General features: G+C 56.6%; 18 protein-coding genes. 9 read left to right on the top strand and 9 right to left on the bottom strand.

Annotated elements, in window-relative coordinates; genetic code table 11:
- Window positions 1–309 carry a DUF2834 domain-containing protein gene (locus tag MWU61_RS11585; protein ID WP_247128734.1) on the top strand — a complete coding sequence of 103 codons (309 nt, stop codon included), beginning with the start codon at window positions 1–3 and terminating at the stop codon, window positions 307–309.
- Here the strand turns inward: MWU61_RS11585 and MWU61_RS11580 are convergent.
- Window positions 306–1,145: a sulfotransferase domain-containing protein gene (locus MWU61_RS11580; RefSeq protein WP_247128530.1), complete on the bottom strand. Its 840-nt coding sequence runs from the start codon at window positions 1,143–1,145 to the stop codon at window positions 306–308. The two genes, MWU61_RS11585 and MWU61_RS11580, sit on opposite strands and share 4 nt — an antisense overlap.
- A 208-nt stretch (window positions 1,146–1,353) precedes the next feature.
- On the opposite strand from MWU61_RS11580, the gene lysA reads away from it, so the two are divergent.
- Window positions 1,354–2,619, top strand: a complete 1,266-nt coding sequence (gene lysA / locus MWU61_RS11575; RefSeq protein WP_247128529.1) for a diaminopimelate decarboxylase — start codon at window positions 1,354–1,356, stop codon at window positions 2,617–2,619.
- Between the two features lie 68 nt (window positions 2,620–2,687).
- Window positions 2,688–5,327 (top strand): DUF4175 domain-containing protein, encoded by a 2,640-nt coding sequence (locus MWU61_RS11570; protein WP_247128528.1) that lies wholly within the window; start codon window positions 2,688–2,690, stop codon window positions 5,325–5,327.
- A gap of 9 nt (window positions 5,328–5,336) precedes the next feature.
- On the opposite strand, the gene MWU61_RS11565 is transcribed toward MWU61_RS11570, so the two are convergent.
- Window positions 5,337–6,203, bottom strand: a complete 867-nt coding sequence (locus tag MWU61_RS11565; RefSeq protein ID WP_247128527.1) for a zinc-ribbon domain-containing protein — start codon at window positions 6,201–6,203, stop codon at window positions 5,337–5,339.
- A 170-nt stretch (window positions 6,204–6,373) separates the two neighbouring features.
- Here MWU61_RS11565 and MWU61_RS11560 point away from each other — a divergent pair, with 170 nt between their 5' ends.
- The 4 genes from MWU61_RS11560 to MWU61_RS11545 are packed head-to-tail and all read left to right on the top strand — an operon-like array spanning window position 6,374 to window position 9,279.
- Window positions 6,374–7,045 (top strand): ATP-binding cassette domain-containing protein, encoded by a 672-nt coding sequence (locus MWU61_RS11560; protein WP_247128526.1) that lies wholly within the window; start codon window positions 6,374–6,376, stop codon window positions 7,043–7,045.
- Window positions 7,042–7,944, top strand: coding sequence for an FtsX-like permease family protein (locus MWU61_RS11555; protein ID WP_247128525.1), 903 nt, complete (start codon window positions 7,042–7,044; stop codon window positions 7,942–7,944). Before MWU61_RS11560 ends, MWU61_RS11555 begins: the two co-directional genes overlap by 4 nt.
- Window positions 7,941–8,681 (top strand): lysophospholipid acyltransferase family protein, encoded by a 741-nt coding sequence (locus MWU61_RS11550; RefSeq protein WP_247128524.1) that lies wholly within the window; start codon window positions 7,941–7,943, stop codon window positions 8,679–8,681. Before MWU61_RS11555 ends, MWU61_RS11550 begins: the two co-directional genes overlap by 4 nt.
- Complete coding sequence (locus MWU61_RS11545; protein ID WP_247128523.1) at window positions 8,668–9,279, top strand: pyridoxamine 5'-phosphate oxidase family protein; 612 nt, start codon at window positions 8,668–8,670, stop codon at window positions 9,277–9,279. The genes MWU61_RS11550 and MWU61_RS11545 overlap by 14 nt, the downstream gene beginning before the upstream one ends.
- Before the next feature lies 1 nt (window position 9,280).
- Here the strand turns inward: MWU61_RS11545 and MWU61_RS11540 are convergent, their stop codons facing one another.
- The 7 genes from MWU61_RS11540 to smpB all read right to left on the bottom strand — a co-directional run bounded on the left by MWU61_RS11540 (window position 9,281) and on the right by smpB (window position 15,242).
- Complete coding sequence (locus MWU61_RS11540; RefSeq protein ID WP_247128522.1) at window positions 9,281–9,961, bottom strand: M50 family metallopeptidase; 681 nt, start codon at window positions 9,959–9,961, stop codon at window positions 9,281–9,283.
- Window positions 9,962–9,964: 3 nt separating this feature from the next.
- Entirely contained in the window at window positions 9,965–10,927 is a 963-nt protein-coding gene (locus tag MWU61_RS11535) for an acetyl-CoA carboxylase carboxyltransferase subunit alpha (RefSeq protein WP_247128521.1), read from the bottom strand.
- Between the two features lie 124 nt (window positions 10,928–11,051).
- Window positions 11,052–12,008 carry an L-malyl-CoA/beta-methylmalyl-CoA lyase gene (locus MWU61_RS11530; RefSeq protein WP_247128520.1) on the bottom strand — a complete coding sequence of 319 codons (957 nt, stop codon included), beginning with the start codon at window positions 12,006–12,008 and terminating at the stop codon, window positions 11,052–11,054.
- 199 nt (window positions 12,009–12,207) lie between these two features.
- Window positions 12,208–13,392, bottom strand: coding sequence for an amino acid aminotransferase (locus tag MWU61_RS11525; protein ID WP_247128519.1), 1,185 nt, complete (start codon window positions 13,390–13,392; stop codon window positions 12,208–12,210).
- Window positions 13,393–13,397: 5 nt separating this feature from the next.
- Complete coding sequence (sseA, locus tag MWU61_RS11520) at window positions 13,398–14,246, bottom strand: 3-mercaptopyruvate sulfurtransferase (protein WP_247128518.1); 849 nt, start codon at window positions 14,244–14,246, stop codon at window positions 13,398–13,400.
- A gap of 124 nt (window positions 14,247–14,370) precedes the next feature.
- On the bottom strand, window positions 14,371–14,664 hold the full coding sequence (locus MWU61_RS11515) for a hypothetical protein (RefSeq protein WP_247128517.1): 294 nt from the start codon (window positions 14,662–14,664) through the stop codon (window positions 14,371–14,373).
- Between the two features lie 95 nt (window positions 14,665–14,759).
- The gene (gene smpB, locus MWU61_RS11510; RefSeq protein WP_247128733.1) at window positions 14,760–15,242 is read right to left on the bottom strand and encodes an SsrA-binding protein SmpB; all 483 of its coding nucleotides are present in this window, start codon (window positions 15,240–15,242) and stop codon (window positions 14,760–14,762) included.
- Between the two features lie 89 nt (window positions 15,243–15,331).
- On the opposite strand from smpB, the gene MWU61_RS11505 reads away from it, so the two are divergent.
- Both MWU61_RS11505 and MWU61_RS11500 read left to right on the top strand, forming a co-directional pair.
- A complete protein-coding gene (locus tag MWU61_RS11505) occupies window positions 15,332–15,775 on the top strand; it encodes an ion channel (RefSeq protein WP_247128516.1) in 444 nt (147 codons plus the stop codon).
- Window positions 15,772–16,962 carry a crosslink repair DNA glycosylase YcaQ family protein gene (locus MWU61_RS11500; protein ID WP_247128515.1) on the top strand — a complete coding sequence of 397 codons (1,191 nt, stop codon included), beginning with the start codon at window positions 15,772–15,774 and terminating at the stop codon, window positions 16,960–16,962. The genes MWU61_RS11505 and MWU61_RS11500 overlap by 4 nt, the downstream gene beginning before the upstream one ends.
- Window positions 16,963–17,052 lie beyond the last annotated feature (90 nt).

Raw genomic sequence — 17,052 nt, 5'->3', positions numbered from 1 at the left:
ATGCGAATGATTTGGCTGGCACTGGCGATCTGGGGTGCAATCCACCCGATGTATTATTTCGTCCAATGGTTTCAGACGAACGGCTGGGACATCATGGCGATGGTTGATGCATGGCACGCGAACGCGGCCAGTTCGGGGCTTGTTTGGGATCTGACCATTGCGGCGGTGACGCTGACAATCTGGATTGTCGTTGAGGTCATGCAAACCCGTGAGTGGATCAGACTTCTGGCGATCCCTGCAACATTCTGTATCGGTGTCAGCTGCGGTTTGCCGCTTTACCTTTATTTCCGGTCCGCACACAAAACTTAACTGTAGCCTAGCGCCTTGATGGCATTGCCGTGGTCGCGGGCCACTGTCTTGATTTGATCGGCCGTCAGGATATCGCGCCAAGCCCCTGCAATTCCTTTGCGGAAAAAGCGTGGCTGGTGTTCCGTGTTTTCGGTGAATCCGTCCGCTTTTTCCTGACGTTTCAGTTCCTCGAAACGCGAGTTATTGATCGCACGTGCTAACTTCGCCTTATCCACGGCCACACCGATATGGCGCAGGACGCGGCCGAAAGTTTCGACTGGTGTATCATGCATGTCTTCATAACGAATGACGCGCACGTTGTGGGTCTTGGCACCCGCCCAGCTTTGCACGTGAGACGACCAATCGGATGTGAACTGCAGTGCCGTGCCTTGGGACCCGCCGACGACGGCGTTATGTTCGCGCATCCGCTCAATTGCTTCGTCGATGCTTAATCCGTAGTGGCTGGCGAATGAAATCGCCACATCGCCGGGGTGGCGCGCAACGTAGATGGCACCGCGCGTGTACGGGGCGGGGATCAAAGGCGTACCGTTAATTGTACTGTTGTAATTGTGGGTTTTGACAAGCGCCACCTTCGGTCCGGTGATCGCAGTTCTCAGCAGGAACCTATTGCGCAAAGCGACCGTCTTGGCCGCATCAGCCAGATCGTAATCTCCGCCGTTGGCGCGTTCATAGTGGCGGGCGTCCGCGTCTGCATAGCCAAGCTTGCCGACCGAATTGATCGGCAAGGGATCTTCGCCGCCAAGCAAATAGTTGGCGAGAAAAACGCGAAGCCATGTGTTGCCAGATTTCGGATATGACGCAATCCAAAATAGGGACTGACGGGGCGGCTGTTCCATCGTGGAAACCTTCGGGGCGAAAAATGGGACTCACGAAACATTACGTCGAATATAGCCTCCACTTAATCCTCTCATTTCTGAATGCACCCCCAAGTCGTAAAAATGTGATCAGAACGGCGAATTTTCTCTGACGCGATGAAAGAATAGGCGCTTGGGCTTCACACGGAATCTGGTAATAGACGCGGAATCTGTTTGAAAGGTCGGGCCCATGGATCATTTTCTGTATCGCGATGGACAATTGTTCGCTGAAGACGTTCCTGTCGCTGAAATCGCGGCAAGCGTCGGCACGCCGTTTTATGTTTATTCGACCGCGACCCTGACCCGTCACTTCAAATTATTCGATGATGCGCTGGATGGTTTGGATCATCTGGTATGCTTTGCCATGAAATCCCTGTCCAATCAGGCGATCATCAAAGTTTTAGCCGATGCTGGCGCTGGCATGGACGTGGTGTCTGGCGGTGAATATTTCCGCGCAAAGGCGGCCGGCGTTCCGGGCGACAAGATCGTTTTTTCCGGTGTTGGCAAAACCGTTGATGAAATGCGCATGGCTTTGGAAGGTGGTATTCGCCAGTTCAACGTCGAAAGCGAACCGGAAATGATCGTGCTCGACCGTGTGGCACAGGATTTGGGTGTTGTGGCCCCGATTACCGTCCGCGTGAACCCTGATGTTGATGCAAAGACCCACGCCAAGATCGCGACCGGCAAGTCCGAGAACAAATTCGGTATTCCGATCAGCCGCGCCCGCGAAGTTTACGCGATGGCCGCGAAACTGAAGGGCCTGAAGGTCATCGGGATCGACGTGCATATCGGGTCGCAGTTGACTGACTTGGCTCCGTTCGAAGCCGCCTATCTGAAGGTTGCTGAACTGACCGAAACGCTGCGCGCGGATGGTCACGAAATCACGCGTCTTGATCTGGGCGGCGGTCTTGGTATCCCTTACGCGCGGTCCAACGAGGCCCCGCCGTTGCCGTCCGAATATGGTGAGCTGATCAAACGGACCGTTGGGCACCTTGGTTGCGAGATCGAGATTGAACCGGGTCGTCTGATTTCAGGCAACGCTGGACTGCTCGTGTCCAAAGTCATCTACATCAAAGAAGGCGAAGACCGTCAGTTTATGATCATCGACGGCGCGATGAACGATCTGATCCGTCCTGCAATGTACGAAGCCTACCACGACATCGACCCAATCATCGAATCGGTGCCGGGCGCGGAGCCTGCGAAATACGATATCGTCGGCCCTGTTTGTGAAAGCGGTGACACCTTTGCCAAAGGTCGCGTCATGACCGAAGTCAAAGCCGACGATCTGATCGCGTTTCGGTCAGCTGGTGCTTACGGCGCTGTGATGGCGTCCGAATATAACTCGCGTCCGTTGATCCCCGAAGTTCTGGTGAATGGCGATCAATTTGCGGTTATTCGCGCACGCCCTACCTATGAAGAGATGATTGCACGCGATACGCTTCCAACATGGCTCTGATCCGTTAAGGTAAGGGTCAGATAAAAGGACCCGATACCCTGACACAGCGCCCGACAGCCCCTGACCAAATGCGCCACTTGGCGTTTCCAATCGCCGTGACCCGTTTGGGTATGGTTGCCGAAGGCGTGACGCGGGCGTTCTGGCCGTTCTGGTCGGTGCTGTTTGTGTTGATCGCACCGCTGATGTTTGGCTGGCACGATCTTCTGACGCGTCCTTGGCTTTGGGGTTTGGGCACCGTCGGTGTCGCATTCCTGATTGTGGCGTTTATCTGGGGCCTGCGTCGGTTCAAAATGCCAGCGCGGGAAGCCGCCGTTGCGCGCGTTGATGCAGCGTTGCCCGGACGGCCCATCGCCGCGATTGCCGATACCCAAGCCATTGGCGCTGGCGATCCCGAATCCGAAGCCGTGTGGAAAGCCCACGTCGCCCGCATGGAAGACCGCACCAAACAGGCGACCTTTGTCGAACCTGATCTGCGCATTTCCGACCGCGACCCATACGGGCTGCGCTTTATCGCGCTGCTGTTCTTTGTTGTTGCATTGCTTTTCGGGTCGGTGCTCCGGGTTGGCACATTGGTTGAACCAACGGGCCAAACGCTTGCCACTGGCCCTGTCTGGGAAGGGTGGGTCGAGCCACCTGCATATACGGGCAAGCCTTCAATCTACCTGAACGACATTCCCGAAGGCGTGCTGCGCGTGCCGGAAGGGTCGCAAATCACGATCCGGCTTTACGGGGAAGTAGGCGCTTTGACCGTTGCGGAAACCGTTTCTGGCACGGTGGCTAACCCAGATGAAGAACCCGAAACACAGCAGCAATTCGTTGCCGTGCAAGATGGTACGCTTGCAGTTGAGGGTGACAATGGCATCGTTTGGAACCTGCTTGTGGTTGCCGATCAGCCGCCGTTGGTTGAACTAACCGGACCGATTGAATCAGACGCGATGGGCGAAATGTCCCAACCGTTCTTGGGGATGGATGATTACGGTGTCGTATCCGGCACAGCTACCATCGCGCTTGATCTTGATGCTGTTGATCGGCGTCATGGTTTGGCCGTCGATCCTGATGGATTCGAAACGCTGGTGTTGGACCTGCCGATGCCGTTCACGGGCGACCGAACTGATTTCGAAGAATTCCTCGTTGATGATTTGTCCGAACACCCGCTCGCGAATTTGCCTGTGACCATGACCTTGGAAGTCACAGACGCCGCTGGTCAAACGGCGCAAAGCCCGTCCGAGCCGTTGATCCTGCCCGGTCGCCGGTTTTTCCAGCCGTTCGCGAAATCTATCATCGAACAGCGCCGCGACCTGATGTGGTCACGTGATAACGTGTCGCGGATTACGGATGTGATGAAAGCGATTTCGCACCGCCCCGAAGGGTTGTTTTCGAACGAGACAACATATTTGCGGATGCGCGCGATCATTCGCCAGCTTGATGGATTCGTGGACGACGGGATCACCGAGGAAGGTCAGACAGAAGTCGTGACCGCACTTTGGGATCTCGCCATTCAGCTGGAGGATGGCACACTTGCCGATGCCCGCGAACGGCTCGCCCGCGCCCAAGAACGGCTGGCCGAGGCGATGCGCGATGGTGCGTCGGACGAAGAAATTGCAGAGCTGATGCAGGAATTGCGCGAAGCGACTGATCAATACATGCAACTGCTTGCCGAAGAAATGGACCCGAATGAAGACGGGACAGATCAGGCGGATAATTCGGAAAACACTCAAGAACTGTCTGGCGACGAACTGCAGGCAATGATGGACCGCATCCAAGAACTAATGGAAGAAGGCCGCATGGCCGAAGCTGCCGAACTGATGGAACAGCTGAACCAGATGCTTGAAAATATGCGCATCACCCAAGGTGACGGCAGCGGCAATGGCCCACGCACGCCGGGTCAGCAGGCGATGGAAGACCTCGAAGATACGCTGCGCGAGCAGGAAGAACTGTCCGATGATGCGTTCCGCGAATTGCAGGAACGGTCTAATCCAGAACGCCAGCAAGCCGAAAACGGCCAGCAGCAAGGTCAGCAACCTGGTCAACAGCAACCGCAAGGTGGTGAGCAGGGACAGCAACAGGGCCAACAAGGTCAGTCGCAGAACCAGCCGGGTCAAGATGGTCAGCAAGGATCAGGTCAAGGTGTTGGCGAGGACAGCCAAGGTGGCGGTCAAGATGATCAGGGGTCTGGTGGCGAAGGTTCAGGTGCCGAAGACGGGCGGTCGCTGGCCGAACGGCAGCAGGCCCTGCGCGATGAACTGGAACGTCAGCGTGGTGCGCTGCCGTCGCTTGATGGTGAGGCCGGCGAAATCGCAGAGAATTCGTTGAACCGCGCTGAACGGGCAATGGAAGGTGCGGAAGAAGCATTGGGTCAAGGCAACCTTGCCGAAGCGATTGACCGCCAAGCTGAAGCGCTGGACGCATTGCGCAACGGGATGCGGTCACTCAGCCGTGCATTGGCCGAAAACCAATCCGAAGAACCCGGTCAAGGCGAACAAGACGGTGGGGCGACCCAACGTGCCGAACAATCCCAGCGCGACCCGTTAGGCCGCGAAATGGGATCAGAGGGCGGTCAGTTCGGAACAGACGAAGGCATGTTGCAAGGCGGTGATGTTTATCGCCGCGCCGAAGAACTGCTTGATGAATTGCGTCGTCGCAGTGCCGATCAGGAACGACCGGAAATCGAACGCGATTACCTGCGCCGCCTTCTCGACCGTTTCTGATAGAGGCCGCTATTCGGTGGCGATTGCTGTCAACATGGCCTGCACGTTGTCGTCCAACCAAATGCGGGCAACATCGACAGCATCCACGTAGCTTTGCAATGCGCCAGCAAGTGCTGGAACTGCCGCGGCGATCCGGTTCGCCTGCACGTAGATCAGCACAAGCACCATGATAATCAGCAAAACCGAGATGAAACCGCGCCGGAAACTTTTGCGGTTGGCTTCTGCGGCTACGGCTGGAACGGCTGTTCCGTCTTCTGCGCGTTCTGCATCCGAACGCAGGCTCGAATTGATTTCTTCGATGTCTGGCAGCAAATCACGACGGGATGCATGGGCAGCAGCAGCGGCACTTGCAGCTGTGCTTGCCGTTTTTGCGGTGGCTGTCGCATCATGATCTTCGGCCGTTGGTGCGACGTCCGGCGTCGGTTCTGGGGCTTTGATCGGCGCAGGTACAGGATCGCTGAGGCCAAGATCAGACTGGCTTTCCATGCTCACCGTGGATTCGGATTTACGTTGTGCGGCTTCAAGTGCAGCTTCTTCACGCAAGATATCCGCAACCGACGGATCCACAGGTTTGCGGTTCTTTGGTGGTTGCGGTGCAGGTGCGAGATTGTCGTCGTCAGACACATTTTTGAAAGCATCATCAATGGATCCACTGAACTTGTCAGCATCTGCCGCAGGGCGTTCTGCCGCTGGGCGTTCTGGCGCGGGTGGTGGCGTGATCTTCCGTGGTTCCGGTGGCGTGTCATTCGCCGACGCACCTGGTGTTTCAAACCACGTGTGCTGACAATTCGAACATTGCACGTCCCGGCCACCGCTGGGAATTGCGTCATCGGCAACCGCGTATTGGGCGCCACAATTTGGGCAAATTAGCCGCATGGATGTTTTCCTTCTGCCAACAAACGGCAGTTAGACTTGTGAGTGTTAACCAACAATTATCAATCACAGCGCGAAAGGCCAATGATTTGCAACGAAGTTGGACGCGAATTGATTGAAACCTGTTGCAGTTTTGGGCAATACACATCCCAACCGGGAAAAGGAAAGTTCGTGTGATTGCACTTGATAACGTCGCCTACCACTATGGCGGGGCAAAACTTTTCTCTCAATTGACCCTGACGTTGGAACCCGGTTCTTTTCATTTTCTGACCGGACCGTCTGGGGCTGGGAAGACCACTTTGCTCAAACTGTGCTACGGCGCACTGCAAGCCACAGAAGGCGAAGTTCGGGTTTTTGACACGCCAGCTACTGCGTTGGATCGCGATCAGGTTGCAATGATCCGTCGGCGTATCGGGGTGGTTCATCAGAACTGCGAATTCTTGGATCACCTGTCGATTGCAGAAAACATCGCCTTGCCGCTGACCGTATCCGACAGGTTTGATCTGATGGAAAACCTGACGGATCTGCTTGGCTGGGTTGGTTTGACAAAGCAAATGGATCAGTTGCCGCCGGAACTGTCCGGGGGCGAACGTCAGCGGGCTGCTTTGGCGCGCGCCGTCATTATGTCACCGGATGTGATTATCGCAGATGAACCCACAGGCAACGTGGATTGGGAAATGTCGCAGCGGTTGCTGACGTTGTTGGTTGAACTGAACCGGATGGGCAAAACAGTTCTGATTGCGACCCACGACCTGAACCTGATCCGGACGGCTAAGTCGCAGGTTGCCGCACGCGTGTTACGTTTAAAGGATGGCCAGTTGCTGCAGGCGGGGGCGGAACTATGAACAAGTTGCGCAAGATTTTCGATCTGCTCGTTGGTGACGCCCAAGCGGACCGGACGGTGCCCCCCACAGGGTTCACCGCGCGTCTAACTGTCTTCACGGCAGGCGCGATGGCGTTTCTGGCCGTATTCGCGTTGGCGTTGTCCTTGGCCACAGGTCGTCTGGCGGATCGGTGGGGGGCGGAACTGGCCCGTACATCGACATTGCGTATTTCCGCACCAGAAGATCAGGCTGCCGCCCAGCTGCAAGCCGCGATTACCGTGCTTGAAACCACCCCCGGCGTGGGGTCCGCGCGCGCATTGACGCCCGAAGAACAAGAAGCGTTGCTAGAGCCATGGTTCGGCCCCGGCTTGCCGCTGGACACATTGCCGATCCCGCAACTGGTCGAGATCGTCGAAGACGGCGACGGATATGACGCGGCCGGGCTACGGGCACGTTTGCAGGCCGAAGTACCGGGTGCCGTATTGGATGACCACACGCGCTGGCGCGAGCCACTGATCGAAGCCGCATCGCGTCTACGCAGTCTCGGTTGGGTCGCGATCCTGCTGATCGGGGCATCTATGGTCGCTTTGATCACCTTGGCTGCGCAAGCGGCCTTGGCCGCCAACGCGCAAGTGATCCGCGTGATGCGGCTGGTAGGCGCAAAAGATACCTATATCGCCCGTGCGTTTGTGCGGCGTTTCACCCTACGCGGGCTTGGTGGGGCTGCGATTGGCACGCTATTGGGTCTTGGTGCAGTCTTGTTGTTGCCAAGCGCGGATGCCGCTGGCGGTTTTCTGACCGGTCTTGGCTTTCAGGGCATCCAGTGGGTATTTCCGCTGGTGATCCCACTCATCGGCGGCATATCCGCCTTTATTGCGACGCGCATGGCCGCCTTGCGCATGTTGAAGGAACAATCATGAGTTACGCTATCCAATGGGTCCGTTCCCTTGTGTTTAACCTCAGCATGTATGTGGTGATGGCTGTCATCGGTATCTTGTGGGCACCGTTTGTTTTGTTTTCGTCGCGGGCAGCGGTTTATGCCTGCCACCTGTACTGCCACACAATTATCTGGATGGCGCGCTGGATGATCGGCCTAAAGATCGAATACCGCGGCACGCCGCCAACGCATGAAACGATGATCGCAGCGAAGCATCAGTCGTTTCTGGATGTTCTGGCGATCTACGGGGCGGTGCCGCGCGGCAAATTCATCATGAAACGCATCCTGATGTATGCGCCGATCTTGGGTTGGTTCGGCCTGCGTGTCGGCTGTATTCCGGTTGATCGCGGCAAACGGGGCGCTGCAATCATCAAAATGCTCGCTGATGTAAAAGCAGGTGCCGCACAGCCCGGTCAGTTGATCATTTACCCGCAAGGCACGCGCGTCGCACCCGGTGTGGATGCGAAATACAAGACAGGGACGGGCGCGTTGTACCGCCAGCTTGGTCAGTCTTGCGTGCCAGTTGCGCTGAATATCGGTGTGTTCTGGCCAAAGCGTGGCGTTTACCGCAAACCGGGGACAGCAGTGGTCGAATTTCTTGAGGAAATCAAACCGGGTCTGCCACAAAAGGAATTCATGGAGCTGATTGAGACGCGGATCGAAGCGGCATCTAATCGCCTGAACGCTGAAGCGGGATTTGTTCCAATTGAAAAAGCCTGATCAAATCACCGATATTGCATCGCTCGAAGCGTTGTATGGCGCGCCGGGCAAGGCGTCAGTGATCAAGGTCACGGACCATCTGATCTCGACCTATGCAGCTTGGATCGAACGATCTCGGTTCTGTATTCTCAGCACTGTGGGGGATGCGGGTACCGATGCATCGCCGCGTGGGGATGATGGCCCTGTCGCTCGGATTGCAGATGCGAAGACGCTGTTGATGCCGGATTGGCGCGGCAACAACCGGATGGATAGCCTGCGCAACATTGTTAGTGACGGACGTGTCAGCCTGATGTTCATGGTGCCGGGATCAAACAATGTGATCCGCGTGAACGGAACGGCGATTGTGACGGCTGATCCTGATGTTTTGGACGGTTTTTCAGACAAGGGGCGCAAACCGCGGTCCGTAATCGTGATCACCATTGCCGAAGTGTATAGCCAATGCGCCCGCGCCCTGATGCGGGCCAAGACATGGACATCGGGCGATGAAAGCGCGGGTTTACCAACGGTAGGCGACATGTTGGCAGAGGTTGAAGCGGGCTTTGATGGCGCTGCCTATGATGCGGAATGGGCACCGCGTGCCGCAAAGACGATGTGGTAATCTAGCTGGTCTTGCCGAATGTGATGTTCGACGCAGGACCAAGGCCGCGCCACAGGCTAACCCCGATCACGACAAGACTGATCACCAACCAAATACCGCCCCACACCACCGTTGCTCCGCCAAATTCCTCGGCGAGCATCCGTGCGTCTGACCGCAGATTGGACCGTTGGATCGTGTCGCTGAAAATGTCGTAGGGCACGTAGATCATACTCGTCAGGCCGATCACCCGCAGGATCAGATCATTGACGTCATGGGGTAGGAACCGCGCAGTGGCGAGCATGGCCGCCCCAGTACCGACGCAAAACAGGATCGCGAAACCGTCGCGGATATAAAGCGCGGTCACCAGCAACATCAATGCACCAAACAGGCCCATGATGATCCGGTCTGCGTGTGAACGCGTGGCCGCGATCAGCAGGGCCAGCCCGATCAGTAACGACCCCAGATAGCCCGCTGTCAGCGTGAGGAAACGGTTGCCGCCGCGTGACCAAACAGCCCCGCCTTGATCAGCGGAAATGGTAAGGCTCAGCACATCACCGCCAGTGAAAACAGTCATCGCCGCATGGGAAAGTTCATGCAGGAACACGATCAGAATCTTCAACGGTATGATGACAGGCGTGGGCCACAACGCGAACACAAGGCCGATCAGGACGATCAGCTGCCAATGTCCGCGCAGGGCATGCATGATTTAGGCAGCCAACCCTTTAGAGCCGAGATTAAGGTATTTCTGACGGCGCGCTTTACGTACTTCATCGGCTGGAAGCTTCGCCAGATCATCGACCATTGCGATCAACGCGGATTGAACGGATGCGATCGCATCTTTGCTGGCACGATGCGCGCCACCTTTGGGTTCGGCGATGATCATATCGCAGACGCCCATTTCGTGCAGGTTTTGTGCGGTTAGGCGTAATGCTTCTGCCGCTTCATTCGCTTTGCCCGCGTCTTTCCATAGAATGGATGCACAGCCTTCGGGGCTGATCACGGAATAGATCGAATGCTCCAACATCGCGACTTTGTTCGCTGTGGCAAAAGCAACAGCGCCACCTGACCCGCCTTCACCAATCACAACGGAAATCAGCGGAACGGACAGGTCGAGGCATTTCTCGGTAGACCGCGCAATTGCTTCGGATTGACCACGTTCTTCGGCGCCTTTGCCCGGATATGCACCGGGTGTGTCGACAAGGGTGATGACAGGAAGACCAAAACGGTCGGCCATATCCATCAAACGGATCGCTTTGCGATACCCTTCGGGGCGGGCCATACCGAAGTTACGTTCAATGCGGGATTTGGTGTCGTTGCCTTTTTCATGGCCAATTACCATTACGGGACGCCCATCCAGACGAGCAATGCCGCCCATGACGGCGTGATCGTCGGCAAAGTTCCGGTCACCAGCCAGCGGCGTGTATTCGGTGAAAATGGCGTCGATGTAGTCTTGGCAATGCGGGCGTTGAGGATGACGCGCCACTTGGCATTTCCGCCAAGGTGTCAGGTTTGCATAAAGCTGGTCCAGCAGATCAACGGCTTTTTGATCAAGCTGTGCCGCTTCTTTTTCAACATCGGCTTCCGGATTCTCGCGTGCCATGGCGCGCAGCTCGTTAGCTTTGCCTTCGATCTCGGCCAGTGGTTTTTCAAACTCAAGATATTGGGTCATGACGCGCCTTATGTTTCGTTGCGTCAGATATAGGGTGTGATGTGGGGGAGTTGCAATGGTTTGAGCACGGGTTGGCAGGGAGACGTGCGGCTGCGCCGACACCCCTCCCGCCATCCCGTAGGTATTAGCCTGCAATCAGTTCGGATTGCGCGACGATCACTTCGGCCTGTTTGATGGATGCGATGTCGACAAGACGACCTTTGTAGACGGTTGCACCTTCGCCCCTTGCTGTTGCGTCCTTCATTGCCGCGAGGATTTCGCGGGCTTCGGCGACGGCTTCATCTGATGGTGTGAAGATTTCGTTCGCCAACGCGATTTGCTTCGGATGGATGGCCCATTTGCCGACCATGCCGAGCGTGGCTGACCGTTTTGCCTGCGCGCGGAACCCTTCGTCGTCCGAGAAATCCCCGAATGGTCCATCCACAGGCAGGATGCCATGGGTCCGGCAGGCTGCTACAATAGCGGCTTGTGCCCAGTGCCAAGGGTCCGAGAAGTGGCGGTTTTCACCGTGCTGCATGTAGTAGTTTTCTTGCGTTCCGCCGATTCCGGTTGTTTGCATGCCCATAGACGCCGCAAAATCTGCGGCACCGAGGCTCATCGCTTGCAAGCGCGGGGAAGACGCCGCGATTTCTTCGACGTGTGCAATGCCGGCGGCAGATTCGATGATGACCTCAAGGGACACTTGTTTCGTCCGGCCTTTCGCGCGTTCAATTGCAGTGATCAGGGCGTCGACGGCATAGACATCGGCCGCGCACCCGACCTTTGGGATCATGATCTGGTCGATGCGGTCGCCAGCCTGTTCGAGCAGGTCTACCACGTCGCGATACCAATACGGTGTGTCGAGTGAATTGATCCGCACGGACAGGTATTTCGTGTTCCATTCGATCGTGTTGATCGCTTCGATGATATTGGCGCGCGCGGCGTCTTTGTCAGATGGGGACACGGAATCTTCGAGGTCGAGGTTGATGACGTCTGCGTCGGACGCCGCCATTTTCGGGAATAGTTTCGTATTCGATCCCGGCCCGAAGAGCTGGCAGCGGTTCGGGCGTGCAGGGGCCGTTGGTTGCAGGCGGAATGACATGCATGATCCTTTGAGCAGCAAAGTTTCGTTTTGAGGTGCTCAATGGGTAGAATGTTGCGCGATGGTTGGCAAGACGCATTTTGCGAGCGCAGCATTTTGACGCTGCGATGCAGTGTCATTTCATCCTTAGATGCCTCCGGCGGGGATATTTGCGGCCAAAAGAAAAGGGGCGGTACCGTTATGGCCCGCCCCGCTTGTTTTAGATGCCCGCGTCGACAATCGCTTTGGCGAGTATCGGGACCGTTTTTTCGTTCAGACCCGCGATGTTCATGCGGCTATCGCCAACCATGTAGATGCCGTGGTCGGCCCGCAGTTTTTCAACCAGCTCTGGTGTGGTGCCAAGACGCGAGAACATGCCACGGTGATCGGCAAGAAAACTGAAACGGTCTGAATTTGTCAGGCGTTTCAGTTCATCGGCCAGCTGTTGACGCAGAGCCAGCATGCCATTGCGTGTTTCTTCCAGTTCCGCTTCCCAATCGGCCCGCAGTTCTGGGTCGTTCAGGATAGTTGTCACAACGCGTGCGCCGTGATCTGGCGGGAAGGAATAGTTCTGGCGGTTCAAGAACTGCAATGTTTGCTGGGTCAGCGGCTGCGCGTCGGCAGTCGCAGAAATCGCCATCAGGATGCCGGTCCGTTCGCGGTAGATGCCAAAGTTCTTGGAACAAGACGCCGCGATCAGAACCTCATCAAAGGAAGACGCAATTTTGCGTGTCGCTGCCGCGTCGTCGTCCAGACCGTCGCCGAAACCTTGGTAGGCGATATCCACCATTGGGATCGCACCGCGAGATTTCAGCAGGGTGATGACCTCTGCCAATTGATCCGCTGTCAGGTTTGCGCCTGTTGGGTTGTGGCAGCAGCCGTGGATCAGAACCACGTCGCCTGCTGGCACAGTGCCGAGGTCTTCCATGAGGCCCGCGAAATCGACGCCGCGTGTATCGTTGTCGAAATACCGGTACTCAGCCATTTTCATGCCGAGGTATTTGATGATCGACGGGTGGTTTGGCCATGTCGGGTTCGACAACCACACGGTTGCATCAGGGGCTGCCATTTTGATCAGCTCTAGCGCCTGACGAATGGCACCTGTGCCACCCGGTGTGGCGACGGCAGCGATCCGGTCACGCGCAACGGCGTCGCCCAGCACGAGGTCGATCATCGCGTTGCCAAAGGCAGGATCACCAGCAAGACCTGTGTAGGCTTTGGATGACTGGTCTTCCAAAATTCGCTTTTCGGCAGCTTTCACGGCCCGCATGACAGGCGTGTTGCCTGATGCGTCTTTGTAAACGCCGACGCCAAGATCAACTTTGGTGTCGCGCGGGTCGGCCTTGTAGGCGGCCATCAAGGCAAGGATTTTATCGGCAGGTTGGGCTTTAAGTGCTTCAAGCATTGTATTTATCCGGTTTGTATCGGGAGATCGGCGTACATGCCCCATTCGGACCATGAGCCGTCGTAAAGTGCGTGATCGGTTTTGCCGATCCGTTCGAGAGCCAGCGCCAGTACGGCGGCTGTCACACCTGAGCCACAAGTGGTGATCACAGGCTTCGTCAGGTCAGCCTCTGCCGTATGAAAGACGGCACGGATGCCGTCAGGGTCTTTCATCGTGCCGTCGGTGTTCAACAGCGTTGTAAAGGGAACGTTCACCGATCCCGGAATATGGCCTTTGCGCATCCCTTCGCGGGGCTCGTCTGCCTCACCACGGAAACGGTCTGCGCTGCGTGCGTCGATGATCGTGTAGTCGCCCAGCTTTGCGGCGCGGGCCACTTGGGTCACGTCCTTCACCATCTCGTTGCGCGGGGTCACGGTCATGTGGCGGTCGCGGATCGTTGGTTTGTCTTTGGTGATCGGGTGTCCTGCTGCCATCCATTGCGGCAGGCCGCCATCAAGCACGGCAATGTTCTTTTGGCCCATCAAGCGGAACAACCACCACACGCGGGCCGCCGAAAATAGACCAAGCGCGTCGTAGACCACAACCTGATGACCGTCACCCACACCCATTGCCCGCATCCGCGACATGAACTTTTCAACCGGCGGGGCCATATGTGGCAATTCAGACCGCAGATCTGCGATTTCGTCGATGTCAAAGAACCGCGCACCGGGAATGTGACCTGCGGCGTATTCGGCTTTTGCGTCGCGTTCCATGCCAGGCAGGAACCACGTGGCGTCGAAAATACGCAGATCGGAATCTTTGAGATGTGCCGCAAGCCAGTCGGCGCTGACAAGAGTTTGTGGGTCGTCGGTCATGATAGGGCCTCCGCAAAGATCGAGGCCGTGATTATAGGGACAGGCGTGTACTGACAAGCAAACATTGGCCCAAAACGAAAAAGGGCGCCCCAATGGGACGCCCGAAATCGAAAGCGGTTAAAGATTAACCAGCCATTTTGTTTTTGATCATACCAACAACGGCAGTCAGGATTGCGCCACCGGCACCACCACCAACGGCAGACCCGATGATGTCGCCAAGACCGCCACCTGGTGCAGCTGCTTCGCCAGCAACCGCAGCGCCACCTGTCAGCATGCCAAGGATCTGACCGCCGCCAAGGCCACCGATCAGGCCGACGATAGAGTTCATTGTTGTGCCCATAGAGGCAGATTTAACGCCTGCGCCTGCAGCGTTACCGCCAACAGCACCCGCGATAAGCTGTGTAATAAGTGTTTCCATAGTCCCCGGTCCTTTATCTATTGCGCGTATTGCACAATTTATGGACGGAACGTTAACACGGATTTGGAATAACGCCAGATGGGAGAATGTATGCGTTATTCCCCGTGCCGCAAAAGACGTTGCTTCTGACGGCCCCAGTCGCGTTTTGCTTCGGTGGCCCGCTTGTCGTGGTTCTTTTTACCCTTGGCGGTGGCGATCTTGAGCTTCACCATGCCTTTGTCGTTGAAATACATCACCAGCGGGACAAGCGTCATGCCCTCGCGGTTGGTCGCATTCGACATCTTGATCAGCTCGCGCCGTTTGCAAAGCAGCTTGCGCTTGCGCCGGACTTCATGCGGGAACATCGCGGCCTCGTAGGGGGCGATATAGGCGTTGGTCAGCCACAATTCGTCATCTTCAACTGACGCATAGCTTTCGGCAATATTCGACTGGCCGATCCGAAGCGATTTCACCTCGGATCCGGTAAGAATGATGCCAACTTCAAGGTCTTCCTCGATTGCATAATCGTATCGGGCACGCCGATTTTCGGCGATGACTTTGTAATTGGTCTTTTCTTTGGGTTTCTTGTTCTTTGCCATGGTCGCATTGAGATAGGCGATAGGGTGTTGTTCTACAAGGCCAGTCTGGGCAGAGTGTCGACTGACGTTGACCTTAAGGCGGACCACCAATGTTCCTACAAATCTTCATCGGCAGCCTGCTTTTGCTGGTGTCCATCGGTGTCGCCAGTCTTGGGTACTGGATCATGGAAATGTTGCTGGGAAGCGCAAAAGAATGGTTGGGCCGCCCACCACACCGACTAAAGATGTTTATGGTGTTGGCTGCCGTATCGACTTGGATTCTCGGTCAGATCACCATCGGCGTTTGGCTCTGGGCCCTGACATTTTTGGGTCTTGGCATCTTCGAGACATTGGAACCGTCCGTCTATTTCGCGCTGGTTGCGTTCACGACCTTGGGCTTTGGTGACATCCTCTTGCCGACGGAATGGCGTATTCTTGGGGGCATGGCCGCGGCTAACGGGCTGTTGAATTTCGGGCTGCTGACGGCTGTCTTGATCGAAGGAATGCGTTTCGCCCGTGTGCAGCAGCGCAACGAACGGGAAAAGAAGCCGTGACCGTAGCCGTTATTCCAAATGCCAAGGCCCGCCATATCTTTTTGGCGAAGCACGGGCTGGTCACAGCCCCCGTTGGCGTCGGCAAAGGGGCGGATTTGCAAGAGGTCGTGAACGATCTAGGGTTTGTTCAGCTCGATTCCGTGAACACATTCGCACGGGCACATGACCTGATCATGTGGTCGCGCAGGCAACAATATCGACCGACGCATCTGTCAAACCTGCTCACCAAAGATCGTGGTGTGTTCGAACATTGGACCCACGATGCGTCCGCGATTTCAATGGATCATTTCATGCACTGGCGGCTCAAATTTGCCCGCGACGCGGCTTGGCTGGAAAGTCGCTGGAAAGAATGGCGGCGCGACGATTTCACCAAGAAGATCGACGAAGTTTTGCGCCACATCGACGGAAATGGCTGCTGTACATCGGGCGACGTTGGGACGGACGAAGAACGGGGCAAAGGTGGCTGGTGGGATTGGCATCCATCAAAGACCGCTTTGGAATACCTGTGGCGATCAGGGCAGGTATCGGTGGTACGCCGCGAAAACTTCACCAAGATTTACGACCTGACGGAGCGGGTTATCCCGCCCGAGCATTTGAATGCCCGCTTGGCAGAACAAGATACGGTCGATTGGGCCTGTGGATTTGCCTTGGATAAGCTTGGATTTGCCACATCCGGTGAAATTGCAGCGTTCTTTGCACTGGTGACACCCGCTGAGGCGCGGGCGTGGTGTAAGGCTGCGTTGGCAGATGGCCGTGTGATCGAGGTGGATGTCGCTGGTGTCGACGGCAAGCTGCGTCGCAGTTTCGCGCGGCCCGATGTACATGACCTAAACCTTCCCGACCTGTCCCAACGCGTGCGGATCATGTCGCCGTTTGATCCTGCTTTGCGTGACCGGAAACGGGCAGAGCGATTGTTCGGCTTTCACTACCGCATCGAAATCTTCGTGCCCGCGCCAAAGCGCCAATACGGGTATTACGTCTTTCCAGTCATGGAAGGTGACCAGCTGATCGGTCGGATCGACATGAAACGCCAAGGGGTGACGCTTGTCGTGACCGCGCTCTGGCCGGAACCATCCGTGCGCCTGGGGGCTGGTCGGATCAAGCGGCTTCAGTCTGAAATCGGACGTGCGGCGCGATTTGGTGGCTGTGACGACGTGGCATACGCCGATGATTGGTTGCGGGGATAAATACAAAAACACCGCCCGCTGGGGAAGCGGACGGTGTTTTGTGGGTAGAAGGTCTGGATCGGCCCGGGGACGAAGGCCGATCCAGAATGT

It is taken from the genome of Loktanella sp. F6476L, assembly GCF_023015725.1.
In the GTDB taxonomy this organism is placed as follows: Bacteria; Pseudomonadota; Alphaproteobacteria; order Rhodobacterales; family Rhodobacteraceae; genus Yoonia.
This window is presented reverse-complemented; position numbering and strand designations above follow the sequence as displayed.

Coding starts and splice junctions, on each gene's coding strand:
- MWU61_RS11540 (WP_247128522.1), bottom strand. CDS start 9,961: ATGCATGCCCTGCGCGGACATTGGCAGCTGATCGTCCTGATCGGCCTT.
- MWU61_RS11570 (WP_247128528.1), top strand. CDS start 2,688: ATGCGCCACTTGGCGTTTCCAATCGCCGTGACCCGTTTGGGTATGGTT.
- MWU61_RS11555 (WP_247128525.1), top strand. CDS start 7,042: ATGAACAAGTTGCGCAAGATTTTCGATCTGCTCGTTGGTGACGCCCAA.
- MWU61_RS11535 (WP_247128521.1), bottom strand. CDS start 10,927: ATGACCCAATATCTTGAGTTTGAAAAACCACTGGCCGAGATCGAAGGC.
- MWU61_RS11565 (WP_247128527.1), bottom strand. CDS start 6,203: ATGCGGCTAATTTGCCCAAATTGTGGCGCCCAATACGCGGTTGCCGAT.
- lysA (WP_247128529.1), top strand. CDS start 1,354: ATGGATCATTTTCTGTATCGCGATGGACAATTGTTCGCTGAAGACGTT.
- MWU61_RS11505 (WP_247128516.1), top strand. CDS start 15,332: ATGTTCCTACAAATCTTCATCGGCAGCCTGCTTTTGCTGGTGTCCATC.
- smpB (WP_247128733.1), bottom strand. CDS start 15,242: ATGGCAAAGAACAAGAAACCCAAAGAAAAGACCAATTACAAAGTCATC.
- MWU61_RS11585 (WP_247128734.1), top strand. CDS start 1: ATGCGAATGATTTGGCTGGCACTGGCGATCTGGGGTGCAATCCACCCG.
- MWU61_RS11530 (WP_247128520.1), bottom strand. CDS start 12,008: ATGTCATTCCGCCTGCAACCAACGGCCCCTGCACGCCCGAACCGCTGC.
- MWU61_RS11550 (WP_247128524.1), top strand. CDS start 7,941: ATGAGTTACGCTATCCAATGGGTCCGTTCCCTTGTGTTTAACCTCAGC.
- sseA (WP_247128518.1), bottom strand. CDS start 14,246: ATGACCGACGACCCACAAACTCTTGTCAGCGCCGACTGGCTTGCGGCA.
- MWU61_RS11515 (WP_247128517.1), bottom strand. CDS start 14,664: ATGGAAACACTTATTACACAGCTTATCGCGGGTGCTGTTGGCGGTAAC.
- MWU61_RS11580 (WP_247128530.1), bottom strand. CDS start 1,145: ATGGAACAGCCGCCCCGTCAGTCCCTATTTTGGATTGCGTCATATCCG.
- MWU61_RS11525 (WP_247128519.1), bottom strand. CDS start 13,392: ATGCTTGAAGCACTTAAAGCCCAACCTGCCGATAAAATCCTTGCCTTG.